The 22,038-nt window shown below is 72.1% G+C and carries 18 protein-coding genes; 5 read left to right on the forward strand and 13 right to left on the reverse strand.

Annotation, left to right across the window (positions count from 1 at the left end):
- Positions 1–121: 121 nt before the first annotated feature.
- Together ACVGV0_RS15615 and arc are read right to left on the reverse strand one after the other, a co-directional pair.
- Positions 122–1,063: an aldo/keto reductase gene (locus ACVGV0_RS15615; protein WP_459156423.1), complete on the reverse strand. Its 942-nt coding sequence runs from the start codon at positions 1,061–1,063 to the stop codon at positions 122–124.
- Positions 1,064–1,231: 168 nt separating this feature from the next.
- Positions 1,232–3,022 carry a proteasome ATPase gene (gene arc, locus ACVGV0_RS15620; RefSeq protein ID WP_459156424.1) on the reverse strand — a complete coding sequence of 597 codons (1,791 nt, stop codon included), beginning with the start codon at positions 3,020–3,022 and terminating at the stop codon, positions 1,232–1,234.
- Between the two features lie 809 nt (positions 3,023–3,831).
- On the opposite strand from arc, the gene ACVGV0_RS15625 reads away from it, so the two are divergent.
- Positions 3,832–4,611, forward strand: coding sequence for an Rv0361 family membrane protein (locus tag ACVGV0_RS15625; RefSeq protein ID WP_459156425.1), 780 nt, complete (start codon positions 3,832–3,834; stop codon positions 4,609–4,611).
- A gap of 111 nt (positions 4,612–4,722) precedes the next feature.
- Here the strand turns inward: ACVGV0_RS15625 and ACVGV0_RS15630 are convergent, their stop codons facing one another.
- Both ACVGV0_RS15630 and ACVGV0_RS15635 read right to left on the reverse strand, forming a co-directional pair.
- Positions 4,723–5,556, reverse strand: coding sequence for a tRNA (adenine-N1)-methyltransferase (locus ACVGV0_RS15630; RefSeq protein ID WP_459156426.1), 834 nt, complete (start codon positions 5,554–5,556; stop codon positions 4,723–4,725).
- Positions 5,557–5,823: 267 nt separating this feature from the next.
- Positions 5,824–6,972: a site-2 protease family protein gene (locus ACVGV0_RS15635; protein ID WP_459156427.1), complete on the reverse strand. Its 1,149-nt coding sequence runs from the start codon at positions 6,970–6,972 to the stop codon at positions 5,824–5,826.
- 89 nt (positions 6,973–7,061) lie between these two features.
- Between ACVGV0_RS15635 and ACVGV0_RS15640 the strand changes: the two genes are divergently transcribed.
- Positions 7,062–7,991: a RecB family exonuclease gene (locus tag ACVGV0_RS15640; RefSeq protein WP_459156428.1), complete on the forward strand. Its 930-nt coding sequence runs from the start codon at positions 7,062–7,064 to the stop codon at positions 7,989–7,991.
- Positions 7,992–8,116: 125 nt separating this feature from the next.
- Here ACVGV0_RS15640 and ACVGV0_RS15645 read toward each other — a convergent pair whose 3' ends face one another.
- From ACVGV0_RS15645 to ACVGV0_RS15665, 5 genes are all read right to left on the reverse strand, one after another.
- Positions 8,117–8,977, reverse strand: a complete 861-nt coding sequence (locus tag ACVGV0_RS15645) for a VOC family protein (protein WP_459156429.1) — start codon at positions 8,975–8,977, stop codon at positions 8,117–8,119.
- Positions 8,978–9,177: 200 nt separating this feature from the next.
- Complete coding sequence (hisG, locus tag ACVGV0_RS15650) at positions 9,178–10,056, reverse strand: ATP phosphoribosyltransferase (protein ID WP_459156430.1); 879 nt, start codon at positions 10,054–10,056, stop codon at positions 9,178–9,180.
- Positions 10,057–10,101: 45 nt separating this feature from the next.
- Positions 10,102–10,365: a phosphoribosyl-ATP diphosphatase gene (locus ACVGV0_RS15655; protein WP_459156431.1), complete on the reverse strand. Its 264-nt coding sequence runs from the start codon at positions 10,363–10,365 to the stop codon at positions 10,102–10,104.
- A gap of 85 nt (positions 10,366–10,450) precedes the next feature.
- Positions 10,451–11,140, reverse strand: coding sequence for an HAD family hydrolase (locus ACVGV0_RS15660; protein WP_459156432.1), 690 nt, complete (start codon positions 11,138–11,140; stop codon positions 10,451–10,453).
- A 363-nt stretch (positions 11,141–11,503) separates the two neighbouring features.
- Positions 11,504–13,129, reverse strand: a complete 1,626-nt coding sequence (locus tag ACVGV0_RS15665; RefSeq protein WP_459156433.1) for a BCCT family transporter — start codon at positions 13,127–13,129, stop codon at positions 11,504–11,506.
- Between the two features lie 1,194 nt (positions 13,130–14,323).
- Here ACVGV0_RS15665 and ACVGV0_RS15670 point away from each other — a divergent pair.
- Positions 14,324–14,965 carry an HAD family hydrolase gene (locus tag ACVGV0_RS15670; RefSeq protein WP_459156434.1) on the forward strand — a complete coding sequence of 214 codons (642 nt, stop codon included), beginning with the start codon at positions 14,324–14,326 and terminating at the stop codon, positions 14,963–14,965.
- A gap of 59 nt (positions 14,966–15,024) precedes the next feature.
- Here the strand turns inward: ACVGV0_RS15670 and ACVGV0_RS15675 are convergent, their stop codons facing one another.
- Together ACVGV0_RS15675 and ACVGV0_RS15680 are read right to left on the reverse strand one after the other, a co-directional pair.
- Positions 15,025–15,426, reverse strand: coding sequence for a VOC family protein (locus ACVGV0_RS15675; RefSeq protein WP_459156435.1), 402 nt, complete (start codon positions 15,424–15,426; stop codon positions 15,025–15,027).
- 16 nt (positions 15,427–15,442) lie between these two features.
- A complete protein-coding gene (locus ACVGV0_RS15680) occupies positions 15,443–16,225 on the reverse strand; it encodes a phosphosulfolactate synthase (RefSeq protein ID WP_459156436.1) in 783 nt (260 codons plus the stop codon).
- 796 nt (positions 16,226–17,021) lie between these two features.
- Here ACVGV0_RS15680 and ACVGV0_RS15685 point away from each other — a divergent pair.
- Positions 17,022–17,933 (forward strand): PAC2 family protein, encoded by a 912-nt coding sequence (locus tag ACVGV0_RS15685; RefSeq protein WP_459156437.1) that lies wholly within the window; start codon positions 17,022–17,024, stop codon positions 17,931–17,933.
- 100 nt (positions 17,934–18,033) lie between these two features.
- On the opposite strand, the gene ACVGV0_RS15690 is transcribed toward ACVGV0_RS15685, so the two are convergent.
- Positions 18,034–19,245 carry an MFS transporter gene (locus ACVGV0_RS15690; protein ID WP_459156438.1) on the reverse strand — a complete coding sequence of 404 codons (1,212 nt, stop codon included), beginning with the start codon at positions 19,243–19,245 and terminating at the stop codon, positions 18,034–18,036.
- Positions 19,246–19,329: 84 nt separating this feature from the next.
- Positions 19,330–20,568: a cysteine--1-D-myo-inosityl 2-amino-2-deoxy-alpha-D-glucopyranoside ligase gene (mshC, locus tag ACVGV0_RS15695; protein WP_459156439.1), complete on the reverse strand. Its 1,239-nt coding sequence runs from the start codon at positions 20,566–20,568 to the stop codon at positions 19,330–19,332.
- Between the two features lie 219 nt (positions 20,569–20,787).
- Here mshC and ACVGV0_RS15700 point away from each other — a divergent pair, with 219 nt between their 5' ends.
- Positions 20,788–22,020, forward strand: coding sequence for a serine hydrolase domain-containing protein (locus ACVGV0_RS15700; RefSeq protein ID WP_459156440.1), 1,233 nt, complete (start codon positions 20,788–20,790; stop codon positions 22,018–22,020).
- Positions 22,021–22,038 lie beyond the last annotated feature (18 nt).

The following is a 22,038-nucleotide window of genomic DNA, read 5'->3' on the forward strand; positions in this document are numbered from 1 at the left end:
TCGATGAGCCCGCCCCCTCCCGCGAGCGGCCGCGCTCCACCGGGGTGGAGTCGACCACCCGCACATCATCGGTGAACAGCGAGCTGTCGGTGGCCAGCCGGTGCCGCGCGGAATTGCTCGTCTAGTGCCAGGTGAGCTGAGCCCGCTCCCCCCAGTACTCCGCCGGTTTCGCGGCGAGCCCGGCCAGCTCGAGCTGCTCCGCCTCGGAGAGTGCGACCTCGCAGGCGGCCAGGTTGGACTCCAGCTGGGCCACGCTGACCGGACCGATGAGCACGACGTCGGCCCACGGCTGGTGCAGGGCGTGCGCCAAGGCCACCGCGTCGGTGGTGACCGCGTGCTCGTCGGCGATGCGCCGCACCGCCTCCGGCGGATCCACCGCCAGGCGCCCGTTGGCCAGGGTCTCCTTGAGCACGACCCGCCACCCGCCGGTGTGGACCTCGGCGAGGGTGCTGCCCACCGAGGGCTCCAGCGCGTTCCACGTGGACTGCACAGCGCTGAACAGCTGCCGCCCGCCCACTTCGAGCTCCCAGGCGCGCTCGATGGTCTCGGCCTGCCCCGCACCGCTGGTGGAGAACCCCAGGGGCGTGCCGCCGTCGCGGATGCGGGCGAGCTCGTGCTGCAGCGCCAGGTCCTCGAACAGCGGGCTGCTGACGGTCAGCGAGTGCACCTGGTACAGGTCCACGCGCCGGCCCAGCAGGCGGCGCGTCTCCTCCCACTGGCTGCGCAGCCGATCCACCGAGTGCTCCTTGACCTCGTGCACCTCGGTTTCGATCTGCCACTGGGCGACGTAGGCGTAGCCCCACTTGCTGGAGACGGTGACGTCGCCGTGCTCGCGGGCGGTCAGCCAGTGGGCCAGGTACTGCTCGGCGCTGCCGTAGGAGCGCGCCGCGTCGAACCAGCGGACGCCGCGCCCGTAGGCGGCGTCGAGCACGGTGCGGGTGCGTTCCCGCATCGCCTCGTCGGTGCGTTGCGGCGGCAGTTCCGGTTGGCGCCCGACGTTGATGTAGGCGGGTCGTCCGAGGGCGGCGAGCCCCAGCCCGAACCGTCGCGTCGGCGAAGTCATGGCGCCAACGTAACGGGTGCCGCAGCGCGACGACACTCGGCGCGGAGCCCGTGGCTCCGGAGCGGCCCGGTCCGGAGCCGGCTCCTGCCACCGGTCGGGCCGCCGGGCGGTCCCGACGCACGCGTGGTGGGGCGGTGCGGCGACCGCCCCACCACAGCGGCGCGTCGGTTACAGGTACTGGCCGGTGTTCGTGGCCGTGTCGATCGCCCGGCCGGACTCCTGGTTCTTCCCGCTGACGAGCGTGCGGATGTAGACGATCCGCTCGCCCTTCTTACCGGAGATGCGGGCCCAGTCGTCGGGGTTGGTCGTGTTGGGCAGGTCCTCGTTCTCGGCGAACTCGTCGACGATCGCGTCCTGCAGGTGCTGCACCCGCAAACCGGAGTAGCCGTTGTCCAGCACGCCCTTGATCGCCGCCTTCTTCGCCCGGTCCACGATGTTCTCGATCATCGCGCCGGAGTTGAAGTCCTTGAAGTACAGGACCTCCTTGTCCCCGTTGGCGTAGGTGACCTCCAGGAACCGGTTCTCGTCGCTCTCGGCGTACATCCGCTCGACGGTGGTCTGGATCATCGCCTCGATGCACGTGGCCTTGTCCCCGCCGAACTCCTTGAGGTCCTCCTCGTCGATCGGCAGGTCCGGCGTGAGGTACTTCGCGAAGATGTCCTTGGCGGCCTCGGCGTCGGGCCGCTCGATCTTGATCTTCACGTCGAGGCGACCGGGCCGCAGGATCGCGGGATCGATCATGTCCTCGCGGTTGGAGGCACCGATGACGATCACGTTCTCCAGGCCCTCGACACCGTCGATCTCGCTGAGCAGCTGCGGCACGATCGTGGTTTCCACGTCCGAGGACACACCGCTGCCGCGGGTGCGGAAGATCGAGTCCATCTCGTCGAAGAACACGATGACGGGCGTGCCCTCCGAGGACTTCTCCCGCGCCCGCTGGAAGATCGTGCGGATGTGCCGCTCGGTCTCACCGACGAACTTGTTGAGCAGCTCAGGACCCTTGATGTTGAGGAAGTAGGACTTGGCCTGGCCGTCCTCGTCCCCGCGGGCCGCGGCCACCTTCTTCGCCATGGAGTTGGCGACCGCCTTGGCGATCAGGGTCTTCCCGCAGCCGGGCGGTCCGTACAGCAGGACGCCCTTCGGCGGCTGCAGGCGGTACTGCACGTAGAGATCGGAGTGCAGGAACGGCAGTTCCACGGCATCGCGGATCTGCTCGATCTGCCCCCCGAGACCACCGATGCTGTGGTACTCCACGTCCGGGACCTCCTCCAAGGTGAGGTCTTCCACCTCGGATTTCGGCACCACGTCGTAGGCGTACCCGGCCTTGCTGTCGACCAGCATCGAATCGCCGGACTTCAGCTCGGCCTCGGCGAGGGGGCCGCCGAGCCACACGACCCGCTCCTCGTCGGTGTGCCCCAGCACGAGAGCCCGCGGGAAGTCGCCCGCAGCCCCCGGGAGGAGTTCCCGGAAGGTGCAGACCTCACCCGTCCGCTCGAACGAGCCGGCCTCAACCACCGTCAACGCCTCGTTGAGACGCACCGATTGACCGAGCTGCAGTTGCTCCACGTCCACGTTCGGCGACACCGCCACCCGCATCTTGCGGCCCGAGGTGAACACGTCGACCGTGCCGTCCTCGTAGCCCGCCAGGAAGACGCCGTAGCCGCTCGGCGGCTGCGCGAGGCGGTCCACTTCCTCCCGCAGCGCGGTGAGTTGGCTTCTGGCCTCCTTGAGGGTTTCGGTGAGTTTGGCGTTCCGTTCGGTGAGTTGGCTCACTCTCTCGGATGCCTCGGCCAGCCGCTTTTCCAGCACCCGGACCTGTTGGGGCGATTCGTTGAGCTTGCGCCGCAGCGTCGCCACCTCGTCCTCGAGCAGACGGATCTGGTCCCGAAGCTCGGCGTTGCTGCGGTTCTGCTGCTCACCGCCCTGCTCAGGCAGGTTGCCGGGACGGTCGTGCTGCATGTCGGCACCCTCCTCCCGTGCTCGTACCACCACGGTACCGGCGATCACCGACGACGGCGGCGTCGTGTATGTCCGCCGGATCGCCCAGCGTGCCACAAAAATCAGCCGATACCCATGCAGTACGCCAACTTGGTTCGCCACTGCGGCCCGACCGCTTCACCGGCCGGCCACGGTCTGTCGATGATCATCGTCCGGACACCCCAACGACCCGATCTCCGCCGTACGGCGCACCGCCCCGCGGAGCGGCCGCGACGACCAGGAGTGGGCACGGCGGGACGGACATTCGGGTGTTCCCTGCGCCATCCGGGTGATGATGCTCCTCTCCTCCGCTGTACGCAGCCCTCACCGCTGTGCGCGGCGCGCGGCGCGCTCGCACCCGACACGCCGCTCCACGTCCGGTACCCGCGCTTCCGGCCGGGCATGCGCCCGTGGCGGCCCCGGCGGGGAAGCCGGCGCGAAGCGCCCGCTCCCTCCCGCATGGCGGAACGCGGTGCCTCCGGAGGCGCGGGCAGCGGCGGTGCGCTCAGCGGCGGTGCTGCGCTCACGGCGGAGCGCAGGCCGGAATCGCCGGGAACCCCGGGCGCCTGGCCCGCGTCCCAGCACCGCAGCGGTGCCCGGTCGGGGGATCCCGCCCGGGAGACCCCGGCCGGGCAGCCGAGCACAGTTCGGCCGGTCCTGATCGATGCACGGAATGTCCCCGGTAGGGTCGCCGCGCACGATTCACCGGTTCCCGCGCCCGCGGGGGCGGCCGAGGCCGGCCGAGCGCGACGCGAACCGCCACGAGCAGAGACCGCACCAGGGGGAGAGACGTGACCTACCCACCGCAGCAACCGGGTCAGGACAACTGGGGGCAGCAGCCCGGCGGCTGGGGGCAGCCCCAGCCGGGTGGGCAGTACCCGCAGAGCGGCCCGCAGCAGCCGGGCGGCGGCTTCCCGCCCAGTGGACCCCAGCAGGGTTGGCCGCAGCAGGGTTGGCCGCAGCAGGGTTGGCCGCAGCAGGGCGGCTCCCCCCAGCAGCCGGGCCAGCCCCAGCAACCGGGCCAGCCGGGCCAGCCGCAGCAGCCCGGCTACGGCGCGCCCGGGCCGTACGCGCAACCGGGCGGCTTCGGCGACCCGTACGGCGGGCCGCCGAAGAAGTCCAAGACGCCGTGGATCCTCGGCGGCATCGGCGGCGGCGTGGTCCTGCTCGCCGTCGTGGCCGTCGTGCTCGTGTTCGCCCTGAGCGGCCCGGGCGACCCGCGTCCCACCGCGGAGGAACTCGTGGCCAAGCTGAACGCCAAGGACTTCCGGGCGCTGGCCAGCCTGTCCTGCGCGGAGGACCGGGAACAGGGCAACGTGGAAACCGATCCGGTCGAAGCCCTGAAGCAGGAGGGGATGCCGGAGGAGCAAGCGCGTGAGCTCCTCGACGGCATGGAGATCAACGCCGAACTCGTCTCGGTGGAAGACCACGGCGACGGGACCGCGACGGCCGAGGTCGGCGGCGAGATGACGATGTCCGTGCTCGGCCAGACGCAGTCCCAGCAGATGGACGAGGAGATCAACATGATCGTCGAGGACGGTTCCTGGGTCAGCTGCGACGCGGCGCGGTGATACCGGGAGGACGGCGATGGCGGAGGGGCGGCGCCCGCGCGGTGCCGCCCCTCCGCGCTTCGGGCGCATGCGGCTCCGGCCCGGTGCCCACCGGGCCGGAGCCACCCGGGCTCAGCCCTTGCTGGGGCGCCGCTGCGGGCGCGGTGGCGTCACCCCGTCCGCCAGCCGCCGCGTGACCAGCAGGAACGCCGTGTGCGCGATCATGCGGTGCTCGGGGCGCACCGCCATGCCGACCGAGTGCCAGGGACGCAGCAGCGTCTCCCACGCCTGCGGTTCGGTCCAGTTCTGCTGCTCGCGGATCGCCTCGGTGACGCGCGAGAGCTGGGTCGTCGTGGCCACGTAGACCACGAGCACCCCACCGGGAACGAGGTTCTCGTGCACCGTGCCGAGCACCTCCCACGGGGAGAGCATGTCCAGCACGATCCGGTCCACCTGCCCGCCGTCGTAAGCGGCGAGGTCGTCGACCTGCAGCGACCAGTTGTCCGGCCGCTCGCCGAGGAACTGCTCGACGTTGCGGACCGCGTGCTCGGCGTGGTCCTCGCGCGACTCGTAGGAGATCACCCGGCCGTGCTCGCCGACCGCGCGCAGCAGCGCCAGCGTCAGCGCGCCCGAGCCGGCACCGGCCTCGAGCACGCGCGCGCCCGGGCGGATGTCGCCCCAGGTGATGATCTGCGCCGTGTCCTTCGGGTAGATCACCTGCGCGCCGCGCGGCATGGACAGCACGTAGTCCGCCAGCAGCGGCCGCAGCGCGAGGAACGACATCCCGCCGGTGGAGGCGATCACCGACCCCTCCGGCTGCCCGATGATCTTGTCGTGGGCGAGCACGCCACGATGCGTGTGGTACTCCCCTCCGCTCCGCAGGACGATCGTGTAGCGCCGCCCCTTGGGGTCGGTCAACTGCACCCGGTCGCCCGGTTCGAACGCACCGCTGACGGTGTTGGTCACCTTGCTGCTTCCTCACTGCCCGACTGCCGGCCTGCAACGCGACGCACCATCGTCGCAGAGGGGGTGCTCCCCGCCGCGGCCAGATCCCTCGGAGGACCCGCGGATCGACCGACGAGGGCGGCCACCGGACATCGAACAGCCAGCCATCACGCCCTCGAAGGCGAGACCTTCACACCCCAGGGCATGTGCACTTTCCTCGGGAAATGTCCACACCCCGGGTCATCGAGGGCGCACCGGGCGCACTCCGGGGAGTGGAGGTGGGTCGGCTCACAGGCCCGCGGGGCGCCGGCCGCGCAGCGCGCTGCGCACGTCGACGCGCCGCAGCACCCCGCTCGGGCGGCCACCGGCGTCGACCACGAGGAACTGCCAGGCCTCCACGCTGCGCAGGCGCTCCAGCACGTCCTCGGAGCTGTCGGCGTCGAGCAGCACCGTCTCCGGCAGGACCGGTTCGGCCGCCCGCTCGGCCGGCTCCGCCGGGTTGGCGGCGACCACCTGCTCGGCCGCCTTCTCGTCGAGCAGGCCGACCGCGATCCCGTCGGCGCGCACCAGCACGACACCGCGACCGGCGGCCGCGGTGAGCGCATCCCCCACGGGGCACTCGGCGGGCAGCTGCAGCACCGGGCGCACCAGCTGCCGGATCGGCAGCTCGCCCGCCCGGTGCCGCTCCTGCTCGGCCGCGCGCTCGGAGGTCGCGCCCGCCACGACGAACCACGCCATGAGCACCGCGATGCCGAGCCGCAGCCACTGGTCCTGCGCGTCGGCGACCAGCCCTTCCATCGCCCAGAGGACCAAGCCCGCGGCCACGGCCCCCGCCCCGATGACGCCGGCGGTGGTCCCGCGTCCGCGGTCACCGGTCAGCCACCAGGTGCCCGCGCGCACCAGCCGCCCCCCGTCCAGCGGCAGCCCGGGCAGCAGGTTGAACACGCCCACGGCGAGGTTGGCCACGCACGTCTGCGCCACGAGCAGCCACACCGCTCCGCCGGGCGCGAGCGCGAACCAGCCCGCCCCGGCCACCACCCCCAGCGCGAGCGAGACGAGCGGACCGGCCACGGCGACGACGGCTTCCTGCCCCGCGCGGGGCGCGTTGCGGTTCATCTCCGTGAGCCCGCCGAGCAGGAACAGCCGCACCCGCCGCACCGGCAGGCCGAGCCGCAGCGCGACCAGGCAGTGCCCCAGCTCGTGCAGCAGCACCGACACGCCGAGCAGCACGGTGAAGGCGGCCGCGATCAGCGCGCTCCCCCACGCCCCCGCGTGCGGCAGGATGCGCCCCACCAGCGGTGCGTACAGCAGCACGATCACCGCCGCGCCGATCCACCACGACGCCGACAGCTGCACCGGCACCCCCGCGACGCGGGCGAGGAGCAAACCGCCGGAGCCTGCGGAGCCGGGTGAGTCGCTGCGCGACGTGGTGGCCATGCCCGCAGGGTAGCCGCCCCGGCCGCGAACGGACCGCCGACAGTTCCGGGCGGCGCCCCCGTCGGACCGCTCGACTAGGGTCCCGGGGCATGACCGACCCCTCCGCCGATCCGAGCACCGCGTCGACGCACCCGTCCGCTCCGGACGAGCCGGGGCGGGCGGAGGCCACCGGCACCGCCGCGCGCTCGCGCCGCCCGGCGCTGTCGCCGTCCCGCGCGAGCGACTTCAAGCAGTGCCCCCTGCTGTACCGCTTCCGCGCGATCGACCGGTTGCCGGAGACGCCGACCCGGGCGCAGGCGCGGGGCACCGTGGTGCACTCGGTGCTGGAGCAGCTGTTCGAGCTCTCCCGCGCCGAACGGGAGGCCGTCCGGGCGCGCGAGTTCGTGCGGCCGTCCTGGGAGCAGCTCCAGCAGGAGCAGCCGGAACTGGCGGCGTTGTTCACCGGACCGGACGACCCCGAGCTGGAGCCGTGGCTGAACTCGGTGGAGAAGCTCGTCGACGCCTACTTCGAACTGGAGGACCCGCGCCGCCTCGACCCGGAGGCCTGCGAGATGCGGGTGGAGACCGAGCTGGACTCGGGCCTGCTGCTGCGCGGGTTCATCGACCGCGTCGACGTCGCCCCCACCGGCGAGGTGCGGCTGGTGGACTACAAGACCGGTTCCGCCCCTCCGGAGGTCGGCGAGGCCCGGGCGATGTTCCAGATGAAGTTCTACGCGCTGGTGCTCTGGCGCAAGCGGGGCGTGGTCCCGCGCCAGCTGCTCCTGCTGTACCTGGCGAACAAGCAGGCGCTGACCTACGAGCCGGACGAGGCCGAGCTGCGGCGGTTCGAGCGCACCCTGGAAGCCATGTGGCAGGCGATCCAGCGCGCCGGGCGCAGCGGGGACTTCCGCCCGAGCCCGAGCAAGCTGTGCAACTTCTGCGACCACCAGGCCATCTGCCCCTCCTTCGGCGGCACGCCCCCGCCTTACCCGGGGTGGCCGGAGGTTCCCGCGGACGACGCGCACTCCCGCCCCGAATAAGCGCACGCGCGGATCGGTGACTGCCCGCGTGGCCGCACCGATCCGCCAGGCAAGCGGCGAAGCCGCTTCCTGCCCACGTACGCAGGCCCGTCCGCGGTGCTCTCCGAGCGTGCCGGCCGGCCCTATCAGTCGTCGTAGGGGTCGAAGTTGGCCGCGCTGCCGAACTCCCCCGCCTGCGTGGAGTCGACGACGGCGAACCGGGCACCGGAGGGATCGCGCAGGACCGCCACGCGCCCGATGTTCGAGTCGTAGGGATCGACGCGCACCCGTCCGCCCGTGCTGATGGCCCTGCGGACGAGCTCGTCGACGCCGATCTCCGGGTCGACGCCGAGGTAGAGCAGCCAGTGCGGCACCGTCGCCGGGGTGATGTGCTCGCGGATCATGCTCACCCGGGCGAGCACGGACTCCCCGCCGAGGTACCACACCGAGTAGTCCGAGCGGTGCTCCATGCCGAACTGCTCGGCCTCGTAGCCGAACAGCTCCTGGTAGAAGTGGTCGGCGGTCTGCGCCTTGATCGTGACCAGCTCCGCCCACATCAGCGTGCCCGGCAGCCCCACGTCGAACTGCCACGACTCCTCCGGTTCGAGCAGCCCGACCTCGCCGTCGGCGGGGCCGGTGAGCACGGCGTGGTGGCCGATCCCGGGGAGGTGGCCGCGCGGCACGCGCAGCTGCGCCCCGAGCTCCTCGGCGCGTTCCGCGCCGCCGGCCAGGTCCCGGGTGGCCAGGTACAGCCGCCACGCGGACTCGCCGTCGGCGGACTCCCCGTCGGCGGACTCGCGCAGGCTCGCCACCGGGTAGCCGTCCCGGTGCGCGATGAGGTGCTCCCCGGTCCCCGATTCCGCGGACCGGGCGAACGTCCAGTCGAACATCCCTCCGTAGAACTCGGCGACGCGGTCGACCTCGGCGGTGGCGAGCTCGATCCAGCAGGGCATCCCTGCGTACAGCTCCCACCGCGGCGGAGTCTCGCCGGGAACGATCACCGTCATGAGCACACCCCCACCGAAAGCCCGGCCCTCGACGGCGGAGCCGGCCGGGACGTCTTCCACCGTGGCGCCGCCCCGGGACGTCCCGCCGGGAGCGGCCCGTGATCGACACCGTCCACCCCATTATGCGCGCACGTCCGACGACGCGGGTGGGGAAACGATCAACGAGTGGAACACCCCGGCAGATCGCGCCGCCGAGGCGGTCACAGGCGGCAGGCGCGGATGTCCGAGGAGAGGATGGCCTTCGCGCCCAGCGCCGCGAGCCGGTCCATGATCGCCGGGGCCTGCTTGCGCGAGACCATGGCGCGGACCGCCACCCAGTTGTCGTCGGCCAGCGGCGACATCGTGGGCGAGCCCAGCCCCGGCGTGGTCCGCGTCGCCTCGGGCAACAGCTCCCGCGGGCAGTTGTAGTCGATCATGACGTACTGCTGGGCGTACACCACGCCCTGCAACCGCGCGATGAGCTGCTCCTTGGCGTGGTCGTCGCTCTCGGTATCCTCGTCCTCGGCCGAGACCCGCTCGGCGGCGCGTTCGATCACCACGGCCTCGGACACGCAGATGTCGTCGCCGAAGGCCGCCAGCCCGTGCTGGCGCAGCGTGCGGCCCGAGCCGACGACGTCGGCGATCGCGTCGGCGACGCCGAGCTGGATGGAGATCTCCACCGCGCCGTCGAGCCGGATGACGCGGGCGTCCACGCCCTGCCGCTGCAGGTCGTCGCCCACGAGCCGCGGGTAGGACGTGGCCACGCGACGGCCCTCGAGGTCGGCCACGGTCCACTCGCGCGGACTGGCGGGCGCGGCGTAGCGGAACGTCGACCCGCCGAAGCCCAGCGACAGGCGCTCGTCCACCTCGGCGCCGGAGTCGAGCGCCAGGTCGCGGCCGGTGATCCCCAGGTCCAGCCTGCCGCTGCCCACGTAGATCGCGATGTCCTTCGGACGCAGGAAGAAGAACTCGACGTTGTTGACCGCGTCCAGCACGGTCAGGTCCCGCTGCTCATGACGCTGCCGGTAGCCGGCTTCCGCGAGCATCTCGGAGGCAGGACCGGCCAGCGTGCCCTTGTTGGGCACCGCCACACGCAGCATGGGACTGGGCACTCCTCGTCTGGTCGGAACGGGTCGGGGACTCGGTCACAGGTACCGGTAGACGTCCTCCGGGGAGAGGCCGCGCTGCACCATGATGACCTGCACCCGGTACAGCAGTTGCGAGATCTCCTCGGCCAGCTCGCCGTCGGACTCGTGCTCGGCGGCCAGCCACACCTCGCCGGCCTCCTCCAACACCTTCTTGCCCTGGGCGTGCACCCCGGCGTCGAGGGCGGCGACCGTCGACGAGCCCTCCGGGCGGGTGCGGGCACGGTCGAGCAGCTCGCTGAACAGGTCGTCGAAGGTCTTCACACCCGAATCCTTGCATCCCCCGTCCGCGGGCGTGACAGCGGACCCGTCCGCGTGCGGGGCCGATCACGCGTGCGCGCCCGCGGGCTCACGCCACCTCGCGGGCGAGCGAGCCGAGCGCGCCGAAGTCCACCCGCTCGAGCGAGTCCCGCAGCACGCGCCGCGGCCCGTCCGGCACGGGCACCTCGCACGGCACGGCGAGCACGAGGCAGCCGGCGGCCTCGGCCGCGGCGACGCCGGTCGGCGAGTCCTCCACCGCCAGGCACCGCTCGGGCGCGAGCCCGAGGAGCTCGCACGCCCGCCGGTACGGCTCGGGGTCGGGCTTGTTGCGACCGCCGACCTCGTCGCCGCACACCGTCGCGTCGAAGTGCTCGCGTCCCACCGTGTCCAGCGCCTGCTCGGTCAGCGAGCGGATCGTGGAGGTCACCAGGGCGGTGCGCAGCCCCTGCGCCCGCGCGGCGCGCAGCGCCTCCTGCGCTCCCGGCCGCCAGGGCAGCCCCGCGGCGAACAGCTCGCGCATCCGGCCCACGACCCACTCGCCCGCGGCGGCGACGTCCTCCTCGACCGCGGGCAGGCCGAGGTCGTCGAGCATGAGCCGCATGCTGCGCGGCATGTTCGAACCGACCATGTCCTCCCGGACAGCGTCGCTGAGCGCGCCGCCGCGGTGAGCGGCGTAGTCCTCCAGCGCCACGCTCCACAGCTTCTCCGAGTCGACCAGCGTGCCGTCCATGTCGAACAGGACGGCGGCGATACCCGTGGTGGCGGGTGCGGTCGTCATCGCGCGGTGCACTCCCCTCTGGCGGAACGTCGTCCGCGTCCCAGTAGAGCATCGACACCGGCGCCGGCACCCGAGAACGTGGCCAAGCACTCGCGGACGCGTGCGGCGTCGGGGTTTGCCGCTGCGGTCGCGGCTTCAGGCCGCTTCCACTTTCCGAGCGCCCAGCACGAGGAACGCGGTCACCGTCCCGGCGGACACGTGCCCGGCCCGCGCATCCTCGAAGCTCATCCGAACTCGCACATGTCGTGGGAGGACCCCGCCGACGACCTCCGCCGGCGGGGTGAGCAAGCTCCCGGCGGCACTCGCCCCGGACGACCGCGGTGCGCTGCCCCGGGCGGCCCGGGGCAGCGCACCGCGCAGGGGTCACCTCCCCTCGTCCTCGGGCGGCGACTCACTCGTCGTGGACTCGGTGCTCGTCCCCTGCTCGTGCTCGCCCCGGCGTCGACCGATCTCGGCGCTGACCCGCAGGCCGGCTCCGGGCGGGGGTTCGGCCTGGATCACGGTCATCCGCTCCTCGGCCAATCCCTTGGCCAGGCCCACGCACATCGCCAGCAGCACGATGCAGAACGGCAGTCCGGCCACCAGCGAGGCGGTCTGCAGCGCGGTGAGCGCGTCCTCGCCGCTCGCAGCACCGGCCAGCAGCAGCGCCACGGCGATGACGCCCTCCAGCACAGCCCAGAACAGGCGCTGCTGCCATCTCGGGTTGGGATCACCGCCGTTGGTGAGGATGTCGACCACGAGCGAGCCGGAGTCCGAGGAGGTCGCGAAGAACAGCACCACGACGATGATGGCCACGACCGAGGCGATCGTGTGCATCACCGCGCCGACGGGCAGCTGGTTGAACAGCACGAACATGGCCGTCTCGCTGCTCGCCTCGGCCAGCGGGTTGGCGGGATTGGCCAGCAGCAGCCGCAGCGCCGACTCGCCGAAGACCGTCAGCCACACGAACGAGGCACCGACCGGGGCGAGCAGCGCGCCGAGGATGAACTGGCGGACCGTGCGCCCGTAGGAGATGCGGGCGATGAACATGCCGACGAACGGCGACCAGGAGATCCACCACCCCCAGTAGAACAGCGTCCACTCCCCCTGCCAGGACCGGCCGCCCGCGTCGTTGGGGAAGGTCTGGAAGCTCATCCCCGCCAGGTTCTGCAGGTACGTCCCGATGTTCGCCGCGACCGAGTTCAACAGGTTCAGCGAGGGGCCCACGGTGAAGACGAACACCATCAGCAGGAACGCCAGCCACAGGTTGATCAGCGAGAGGTTGCGGATGCCCTTGTCGATGCCGAGCATCAGCGACACGACCGCGATCGCGGTGATCGCCAGCACGAGGATGACCTGCAGCGTCGCCGTGTTCTCCACGCCGAACAACGCGTTGAACCCGGCGCCGATTTGCTGCCCGCCGAGACCCAGCGAGGTGGCGATGCCGAACAGCGTGCCGAACACGGCCAGGATGTCGATGATGTGCCCGATCCAGCCGTAGATCCGTTCACCGATGAGCGGGTAGAACGCCGAGGCCGGCCGCAGCGGCAGGCCGCGGCGGAAGGCGAAGTAGCCCAGCGAGAGCCCGAGGATGATGTAGATCGCCCACGGGTGCAGCCCCCAGTGGTAGAAGGTGTACTGCATCGCGGTCGTCGCGGCCTCGTCGGTACCCCCCTGGCCCGTGGGCGGGCTGAGGAAGTGCGTGACCGGTTCGCTGACGGCGAAGTACACCAGGCCGATGCCCATGCCGGCGGTGAACAGCATGGCGAACCAGGCCTGGTTGCTGTACTCCGGTTTGGAGTCCGACGGTCCGATGCGGATCGTTCCCCAGCGGGTGAACAGCAGGATCACCACGAAGACGACGAACAAGCTGGCGGCGATGATGTAGAGCCAGCCGAAGGTCGACGTGATGAACGAGTTCACCGCAGTCGCGGTGTCATACAGCGTTCCTGGACCGAGCACTCCCCACAGGACGAACGCGACCGCGACGATCCCCGAAATGAGGAACACCGGAGGATTCGTGTGGGATCGAACGTAGCTGTACACGGTGGTCACCTTCCGCCCATCACGGATGGTTGGCTCACGTCAGCCGGAGCCTCGGTGCTGTGCCGGATCCCGGTGCTGTGGTTTGTTCGTCGCGGACGCGGATCCGGCGGTGCTCTCCTCCTCGGCGATCTCGGCGATGCGCTCGTGCGGTGTTGCGAGAACTGCCGCTTCGCGGCGCGGCCCACCGCCCCGCAGGGTTGAAAACCGACACCGGGAGCATTTGGCGGTATACCTGGGGCGAGTATCAGTCACACCGACCGCGTCTGCAACAGGAACCGCCCCGGTCGCAGCGCGGGTTCCCGCCGTCCGGAAGAGGTGGTGGCTCCGCTCCCTCCCCGCACCGCGCAGCCTGCCGCGACGCGAGAGGATCTTCCGCGAGGCGGGAGACCCTGATGGCCGTGGCGCGGGTACTGGCGGAACGGTCGCGGGCGCAGCGGCCGCGGCGTTGTGCGGAATGCGGTTGCTTCGGCCGCATCCCGCGCAACCGGGTGCCGCGCGTGCGAGCGCTGGACCTCGCGCCCCGGTGGCCCGGACCCGCGCGAGCGCGCGGTCCCGCGCTGCTGCGATCCGCCGCGGCCGCGGGGAGCGCGTCGAACGGGTCGCGGGAGACACCCGGAGCGACTCCGGTCCGGCGCCCCGCAGCTCGAACACCGGTCGCACGAGATCCCCGGCCGGGCTCGCCCCGGAGGAGCAGAGCTCCCCAGCGCCGCGGCAGCGGGCCCGGGAAGCCCCGGCGCCGCGACGACGGGGCAGCGGAGGACTGCGGGCGGAGAAGATCCCTCCACCAGGTGCCGTCTCGGCGGGCTCCGCTCGCGCCCGGGTGCGGCGGGTCGAGCCGCAGCGACGGCGGAGCGCGACCACCTCGGCCGCTCCGCCCGAGCAGCACGCGTGCCCCTGAGCCTCCCATTCGGACAGATGACGTCACCGGCGGCGATCACGACCTCCCGGAGGCGGGAGGACTGGCGATGGGGACGTTCAGCCCGACGCGGCTACCGCGGAATCCCCGCAGCGCGATCGCCACGGGTGCCCCGCGGGTACCGGCGACGCCTGCCGCCTCGCTCCCGGAACGCGCGCCGGGACCGCGGCAGCGGACCGCGAGGCGGGCGTCACCACCGGCGCGCCTCCCCCGCCCGTCTCCGGTTCGCTAGAGTGCGGCGCATGCCTCGATTCAACGCGGTGTTCTTCGACATCGGCGAGACCATTGTGGACAAATCGCGCGATTACGCTGCCATGGCGGATTTCCTCGGATTTCCGCAGCACACGTTCTCGGCCGTTTTCGGCGGACTGCTGGCGCGCGGAGCCGACTTCCGCGAGGTGGTGCCGCTGCTGCGCCCGGACCTGACCTGGTCCGCCGCGCGCGCGGCGGGAGCCGGGCGCGCCGATGTCGTCGAGGACGACCTGTACGCGGACGTTCGGCCCGCTCTCGGTGAACTGCGGGCTTCGGGGCTGTTCGTCGGCGTGTGCGGCAACCAGGACCCGGGGTTGGCCGAGAACCTGCGGGCACTGGAGCTGCCCGCCGACCTGGTGGCCACCTCGGCCGAGTGGGGAGCGGCCAAGCCCGCCCCGGAGTTCTTCGCGCGGATCGGACAGGAGTGCGACCTGCCGGCCGAGCGGATCGTCTACGTCGGCGACCAGTGGGACAACGACGTGCGCCCCGCCGTGGACGCCGGCATGGCGGCGGTGCGGCTGCGCCGGGGACCGTGGGGCGCCTTGAACGCCGAGGACCCGTCCGCCGCGGAGTGCCTGGCCGTGATCGACGGGCTCGACGAGCTCCCCGGGCTGCTCGCGGACGGGGAGTAGCGGCGGAACCGCGCGCTCGGAGGCGCGCCGCCGGGCCGGCGGCGCGCCTGCCCGCTACCTCAGTACATCATCCGCGGGTCGTAGTAGTGCTTGAACTCGAGCAGGTTGTTGGAGGGGTCCTTGAGCACCACGGTCAGGTGCTCCTCCACGGAGCCCTCGAAGCGGCTGCTCGGCTTCACGAAGAACTCCAGGCCGCGCGTCTCCGCCAGGTTCACCAGCCGGTCGAAGTCCTCGCGGTTGCGGAAGGTGACGCCGAAGTGCCGCGGGTACAGCTGCGGCGGGTCGGTGTCGATGTTGTCCGAGAGGTGGCACACGACCTGGTCGCCGAAGAAGTCCAGCGTGATCCGGTCGTCGTAGCGGCGGGCGAGCTTGCAGCCCAGGCCGGTCACGTAGAACTCCTGCGCCGCGTCCAGGTCGTGGGTCGGGATCGCGAGGTGGAACGCGTCGTGCATGTCGCGCATGGTGTGCAGACTCTCCTTAGAAAACGTCGAACGTGTCGGCGCGCAGCCCCAGGCGCAGGGTTTCCACACCGATCACGTCGTCCGGACGGATGTTGCCGAGATTCGTCTGCGGCCCCAGCTGCCCCAGCAGATGCGTCTGCAGCTGCTTCGTGGGGGCCTCGAAGACGAGGGCGTTCAGGTCGACGTCCGCGCCGGCGATCTCGTCGATCAGCTCGCAGCGGAGGTCACCGCCGGCGCTGCAGATGCCGCTCGATCCGCTCTCCCGCGCCTCGGTGATGACGTGGCTGGCCCCGGCGTCCAGGTCGCGGCGGATGCTGTCGATCCATTCCTGCGGGGAGAGCTCCTGCGAACGGGCCGGATCCTTGAAACCGACCTCGGAAAGAACGCGGAAATCCTCGGCAAAACGGCTGACGTGCCGCGCTTTCTCCGCGTTGGTGAGATCCACGCTTCCGTTCGAGATCTCCACCGTGCTCGCACCGCTGTCGAAGCACAGCTTGTACCATTCGTCGAGGCGGCCCCGCTGCAGGAACTTCTCGAACAGCGTGCCGCCGAAGTAGAAGTCGACGCCGTTGTCCACCGCGGCCGCGGCCTTCTCCCCGATATCGGGGGTGACCAGGCACGTCCCCCAACCGAACTTGACGAGGTCGATCAAGTCGCCGAAGCTGGCCATGATGTCACGGAAGTGGCTCGTTGCCAACCCGCTGTCGATGACCATCGTCAAGCCGCGAGAACGCGGCTTGACGTCCCGCGCCGGCAACGGGATGGAATGTTGGTGCGGCGCAGAAACAGCTTGCAACATGGCCTCCTAGGTGCACTGGAGCGAGGCGTTCCGGAAAGCGGATAATTGTGGGCGCGCGCGCAGGTGTTCGCCGATCCGTGATTGCACGATAAGAAACCTACCAGGCCGGGGGACGCATTCCCAACGGGTGGGGTGCGGACAGAATTGACGCATTGCACCCCATCGGGTAAAACGAAGCTCAACGGGACAAAACGGACGCGCCGGATTTACGCGGGGACCGGCGGTGTTTCCCGATAATTCCCCGGCCAGAAACGCGCCGGCACCCCGCCGCGCCGCTTTCTCCGCCCAGCCGCACTCTGCGCATTCTTCCGCGCGCGCACCGTGCTCGCCCGATCCGCATTCCGCACCGGAATCGCGGCACGCCTCCGCGGCGCGTCCGCTCCCCCGCCCGCACGCCGCCGGAGCGCCGCTCCCCGCCGCGTCCGCCCGGCAGCGCCGGAATCGCCGGCGCAGGGCACTTCGGTGCGGGGCCTCGCCGGTGCACGCCCCACCGGCACGGACCAGCCGGCGCCAGGGCTCGGCGGGGCCGGCCCCTCCAGCTCCGGCCCCGCCGCCGGACGGCGAGTCCCACCTGCGCGCACGCGCGCACGAAACCGTTCGCCCAGAGCGGACATCCCGCCGGCTCCGCCGCCCCCGGCCTCCGGCCCGGAGCCCGGGCCCCGCAACCCGTCGGCCCGCGCTACGACACGCCGGAGGAGAGCAGCGCACGCGCCCCATCCGGCAGCGTTCGCGCTGTGCACACCGCTCGCCCCGAGGAATTAGGCATCCCCCGGGGGGGACGTCGTAGGCTGGCGCCGTGACCGATCGCGACCCACCCTCCACAGACCAACAGCGCGCCGAGCTCCCCGAGCTCACCGATCCCATCGTCGTCTGCGCCTTCGAAGGCTGGAACGACGCGGGCGACGCGGCCAGCTCCGCGATCGAGCACCTGCAGCTCATCTGGGACGCGACATCGCTGAGCGAGATCGACCCGGATCCCTACTACGACTTCCAGGTCAGCCGCCCCACGGTGAAGCTCGTCGACGGCGTCACCAGGGAGATCACCTGGCCCACGACGCGGCTGACCGTGTGCCGCCCGCCGAGCGGCGAGCGCGACGTGGTGCTGGTGCACGGGATCGAACCGAACATGCGCTGGCGCGCCTTCAGCGCGGAGCTCGTGGACCTCATGGAGCGAGTAGGCGCTCGAACCGTGGTCACCCTCGGCGCACTGCTGGCCGACGCCCCGCACACCCGGCCGGTTCCGGTGACGGGTGCGGCTTACGACGCCGAGTCCGCCAGCCGCTTCGGCCTGGAGCGGTCCCGGTACGAGGGGCCCACGGGCATCCTGGGCATCTTCCAGGACGCCTGCGTGCAGGTCGGCATCCCCGCCGTGTCCTTCTGGGCGGCCGTGCCGCACTACGTGTCGCAGCCGCCCTCGCCGAAGGCCACGCTGGCGCTGCTGCACCGCGTCGAGGAGGCGCTCGACGTGGAGGTGCCGCTCGGCAACCTGCCCGACCAGGCCGAGGAGTGGGAGCAGACCGTCAGCGAGATGGCCGAGGAGGACGAGGACGTCCGCAACTACGTCCGCGCCCTCGAAGAGCGCGGTGACGCCGAGGTGAAGCTCACCGAGACCAGCGGCGACGCGATCGCCGCCGAGTTCGAGCGGTACCTGCGGCGCCGCGGTCCCGGCGGCCCCGGCAAGGGCCCCACCGGTCCCGGACCGGGCTGAAGCCCGCCGGCGGACTCCCGCGAGGCGTCCCGCGCACGGCAGCGCCCGCGAGCTGGCCGCTCGCGGGCGCTGCTTCGCTTCCACCGGCGACGACGGGTTGCTACGCCGAAACCCGCACCGGGTCCGCGCGAGGTTCCAGGCGCGCGAGCATCACGAGCGCGCCGAGCCCCGCGGTCAGCACGCCGACGACGAACGCGGGCCAGGCCGTGGCGAGGTCGAGCACGACGCCGGCCAAGGCCGACCCGGCGGCGTTGCCCACGCCGAACGAGGTGATCATCCAGGCGTGCGCCTCGGTGATCGTGCCCTCCGGCGCCATCGCCGCCACCAGCGCGAACGCCGAGGCCAGCACCATGGGCAACGCGCACCCGCTGAGCAGCACCAGCGGCACGATCACCGGCAGCGGCGGTGCGAGCACCAGCGGGAGGTAGCCCGCGGCGAGCAGCGCCAGCAGCAGCAGGACGCGCCGGTCCTCCCGCCGCGCCGCGGGAACGGCCGTGTAGACCAGCCCGCCGAGCAGGGCGCCGCCGGCGTTGAGCGCGATCAACCACGCCGCGGCGTCGCGTTGCCCGGCGGCTTCCGCGTAGCCGGTGATACCCACCGTGAACGAGCCGATCGTCGCCCCGACACCCACCAGCGCGATGAACAGCCGCACCATGCCCGCGTGCCGCAGCGGCCCGGCCCAATGCCGCTCGCGCTCCTCCGCCCGCCACCGCCGCGCGGGCCGCGCCGTGGCGAACCACACCGTGCCGGCCAAGCCGACCGCTCCGGCCATCACCAGCCCGCCCGACGGGCCCGCGACGGCGACGGAAGCCAGGACCACCAGCGGCCCGCAGACGAAGATGAGCTCCTGCGTCCCCGCGTCCAGCGAGAACGCCGCGCGGACCACCCGCTGCCCGCTCAGCACGTGCTCCCACAGCACGCGCAGGCACGGCTCCAGCTGGGGCGTGGCGCCACCGGCGAGCACGGCGGCCCCCGCCCCCACCGCGGGACGGGCCGCGGGATCCGCGACGGCGAGGACGACGAAAGCCGCCGCGGAGGCCACCGCGCAGCCCAGCAGCATCGGCGGCTGGCGCGTCCGGTCGATCAACCTGCCCAGCACCGGTCCGCACACGGCGGCGCTGCCGGCGTACAGCGCGGTGAGCCCACCGGCCAGCCCGTAGCCCCCGCCGCTGTCGCGGACCGCCAGCAGGATCGCCAGCGGCGCCATCCCGGTGGGCAACCGCCCCAGCAGCGAAGCCGACAGCAGTCTGGGCACGTACCGGGCGCGCAGCACCTCGAACACCGCAGGCGGCCTCCGACGCGTCGTGCTCACTTCTCACCTCGGGGTTGGGCATCACCGTCGTCGTCCCCGCGCCGCGGAGACGACGATCAGTTCACCAACCACCCCCGACACCGATCAAAGCCGCACGCCCAGCAGTGCGTCGACGGCCGTGCGCAGCAGCGCGGGAGCTGCGGTGTCCTCACCCCGGCCGGTCAGGGCCTCATCGGCCCACTCGTCGACCGCGGCCAGGGCCCCCCGGGTGTCCAGGTCGTCCGAGAGGCGCTCGCGCAGCCGGTCCAGCACGGGCTCGGCCGGTGGGCCGCTCTCGGCGGACACGGCCTGCCGCCAGCGCGCCAACCGGGCGGTCCCGGCGGTGAGCACATCGGCCGTCCACGACCGGTCCGCGCGGTAGTGCCCGTCGAGCAGGCTCGTCCGGATCGCCATCGGGTCCACCCGGTCCCCGCGCAGGCGGGAGACGAAGACCAGGTTGCCCTGCGACTTCGACATCTTCGACCCGTCGAGGCCCAGCATCCCCGCGTGGCTGTAGTGCTTGGCGAACGGGAACTCCCCGCAGATCGCCTCGGCGTGGGCCGCGCTGAACTCGTGGTGCGGGAAGATCAGGTCCGAGCCGCCGCCCTGCACGTCGAACCCGAGACCGAGCCGGTTCAGCGCGATCACCGAGCACTCCAGGTGCCAGCCGGGGCGGCCGGGGCCGAGCTCCGAGTCCCACGAGGGCTCGCCCTCGCGCGCGGCGCGCCACAGCAGGGCGTCCAGCGGGTGCTCCTTGCCGGGGCGCTCGGGATCGCCGCCGCGTTCGGCGAAGAACGCGCTCATGGTCTCGTGGTCGTAGCCGGACTCGTAGCCGAACCGGCCGGTGGCCTGGTGGCGGAAGTAGATGTCCGGGTGCTCGGGATCGTCCACCCGGTAGGCCGCGCCCGAAGCGAGCAGCTTGCCCACCGCCTCGGTGATCTCCTGCATGGCTTCCACCGCACCGACGAAGTCGGTCGGGGGCAGCACGCGCAGCGCCGCCATGTCCTCGCGGAACAGGGCGGTCTCGCGCATCCCGAGCACGACCCAGTCCTCGTTGTCGTGCGCGGCCCGCTCCAGCAGCGGGTCGTCGATGTCGGTGACGTTCTGCACGTAGTGCACGCGGTGACCGTTGTCCAGCCAGATCCGGTGCACGAGGTCGAACGCCAGGTAGGTGGCGGCGTGCCCGAGGTGGGTCGCGTCGTAGGGCGTGATGCCGCAGACGTACATCCGCGCCACGTGACCGGGGTCGGTGCGGTGCACGGCTCCGGAGGACGTGTCGTACAACTGCAGCGGACGAGGCGTGCCCGGCACCTGGGGCACGGGAACCGACGACCAGGGTTGCATGCCTTCGACCCTAGCCGCCGCGCCGACGAACGCGCCGCTGCCGTCCGCATCGCACGCGGTGCGGCCCCTGCCACGCGGCGTGCGGTGGGACGTTCCCGAGGAACGCCCCGCCCCGGCCGCGGTGGCGTCCGGTGCGCGACGGTGGCAGCGCTTTCGGCCGGGCCCCGACGAGCGGTAGAAAGACCGTCGGTCCCGTCCCGCGACAACGAGGTGAACTGCATGGACATCGAGGTCTCCCCCGGCGAGGTCGGTTTCGACGCGGCGCGGCTGCGCCGGCTCGACGAGCACTTCGCCGGATACGTCGACGACGGGCGCCTGCCCGGTTGGCTCGCGCTCGTCACGCGCGGCGGCAAGGTCGCGCACCTGTCCGCACGCGGCTGGCAGGACGTCGACGCGGGGACCCCGGTGCTCACCGACACGCTGTTCCGCATCTACTCGATGACCAAACCGGTCACCTCGGTGGCGGCGATGATGCTGCACGAACAGGGCGTGTTCGAGCTGACCGACCCGGTCAGCCGGTTCCTTCCCGCGTTCGCCGAACCGCGGGTGTACCTCGGCGGCACGCCCGACGCGCCGCGGACCCGGCCGGCCACCGAGCCGATCCGCATCTGGCACCTGCTCACCCACACCGCCGGGCTGACCTACGGCTTCCACCACCGCCACCCGGTGGACGCGATGTACCGCGCGGCCGGGTTCGACGACCGGATGGCCAAGGGGCTGGACCTGGCCGAGTGCTGCGACGTGTGGGCCGGCCTGCCGCTGCTGTTCGACCCGGGTTCCGGGTGGAACTACTCGCTGGCCACGGACGTGCTGGGACGAGTGGTCGAAGTCGCCTCCGGGCAGTCGTTGGACGCGTTCTTCCGGGAGCGCATCTTCGAACCGCTGGGCATGCACGACACCGGGTTCAGCGCCGCCCCGGCCGACGGCGAGCGCCTGGCCACGCTCCACGTCGCCGACGAGGCCAAGCGCGCCGCCCCGCACCCGCGGGCGCAGCGCGCGCACGAGCTCGCGCTGGAGCAGCCCAAGATGCTCTCCGGCGGCGGTGGTCTGATCTCCTCGGCGCACGACTACCACCGGTTCACGCAAATGCTGCTGCGCGGCGGCGAGCTGGACGGGGTGCGGCTGCTCGGCAGCCGGACCGTGCGGTACATGACGCGCAACCACCTGCCCGGCGGGGCCACTCTCGACTCGATGACGCTGGGGGACCTCCCCAGCGCGAGCGACGGGGGCACCGGGTTCGGCCTCGGGTTCTCGGTGGTCGAGGACCCGGTGGCGGGCAAGGTGCCCCGCTCGGCCGGTGAGTACGCCTGGGGCGGCGCGGCCAGCACGGTCTTCTGGGTCGACCCGGCGGAGGAGATCACCGTGGTGTTCCTGACCCAGCTGCTGCCGTCCGGCACGCACCCGCTGCAGTCGCAGCTGCGCCAGCTCGTCCACCAGGCGCTCGTGGACTGAGGGAGGCGGCCGCCGAGC

The organism is Salinifilum ghardaiensis, from assembly GCF_054491345.1.

What these genes read in the sequence shown, in the direction of transcription:
- ACVGV0_RS15700 (WP_459156440.1), top strand. Translation starts at nt 20,788, where the DNA reads ATGGACATCGAGGTCTCCCCCGGCGAGGTCGGTTTCGACGCGGCGCGG.
- ACVGV0_RS15635 (WP_459156427.1), bottom strand. Translation starts at nt 6,972, where the DNA reads ATGGCCACCACGTCGCGCAGCGACTCACCCGGCTCCGCAGGCTCCGGC.
- ACVGV0_RS15670 (WP_459156434.1), top strand. Translation starts at nt 14,324, where the DNA reads ATGCCTCGATTCAACGCGGTGTTCTTCGACATCGGCGAGACCATTGTG.
- ACVGV0_RS15675 (WP_459156435.1), bottom strand. Translation starts at nt 15,426, where the DNA reads ATGCGCGACATGCACGACGCGTTCCACCTCGCGATCCCGACCCACGAC.
- ACVGV0_RS15660 (WP_459156432.1), bottom strand. Translation starts at nt 11,140, where the DNA reads ATGACGACCGCACCCGCCACCACGGGTATCGCCGCCGTCCTGTTCGAC.
- mshC (WP_459156439.1), bottom strand. Translation starts at nt 20,568, where the DNA reads ATGCAACCCTGGTCGTCGGTTCCCGTGCCCCAGGTGCCGGGCACGCCT.
- hisG (WP_459156430.1), bottom strand. Translation starts at nt 10,056, where the DNA reads ATGCTGCGTGTGGCGGTGCCCAACAAGGGCACGCTGGCCGGTCCTGCC.
- arc (WP_459156424.1), bottom strand. Translation starts at nt 3,022, where the DNA reads ATGCAGCACGACCGTCCCGGCAACCTGCCTGAGCAGGGCGGTGAGCAG.
- ACVGV0_RS15645 (WP_459156429.1), bottom strand. Translation starts at nt 8,977, where the DNA reads ATGACGGTGATCGTTCCCGGCGAGACTCCGCCGCGGTGGGAGCTGTAC.
- ACVGV0_RS15615 (WP_459156423.1), bottom strand. Translation starts at nt 1,063, where the DNA reads ATGACTTCGCCGACGCGACGGTTCGGGCTGGGGCTCGCCGCCCTCGGA.
- ACVGV0_RS15680 (WP_459156436.1), bottom strand. Translation starts at nt 16,225, where the DNA reads ATGTTGCAAGCTGTTTCTGCGCCGCACCAACATTCCATCCCGTTGCCG.
- ACVGV0_RS15640 (WP_459156428.1), top strand. Translation starts at nt 7,062, where the DNA reads ATGACCGACCCCTCCGCCGATCCGAGCACCGCGTCGACGCACCCGTCC.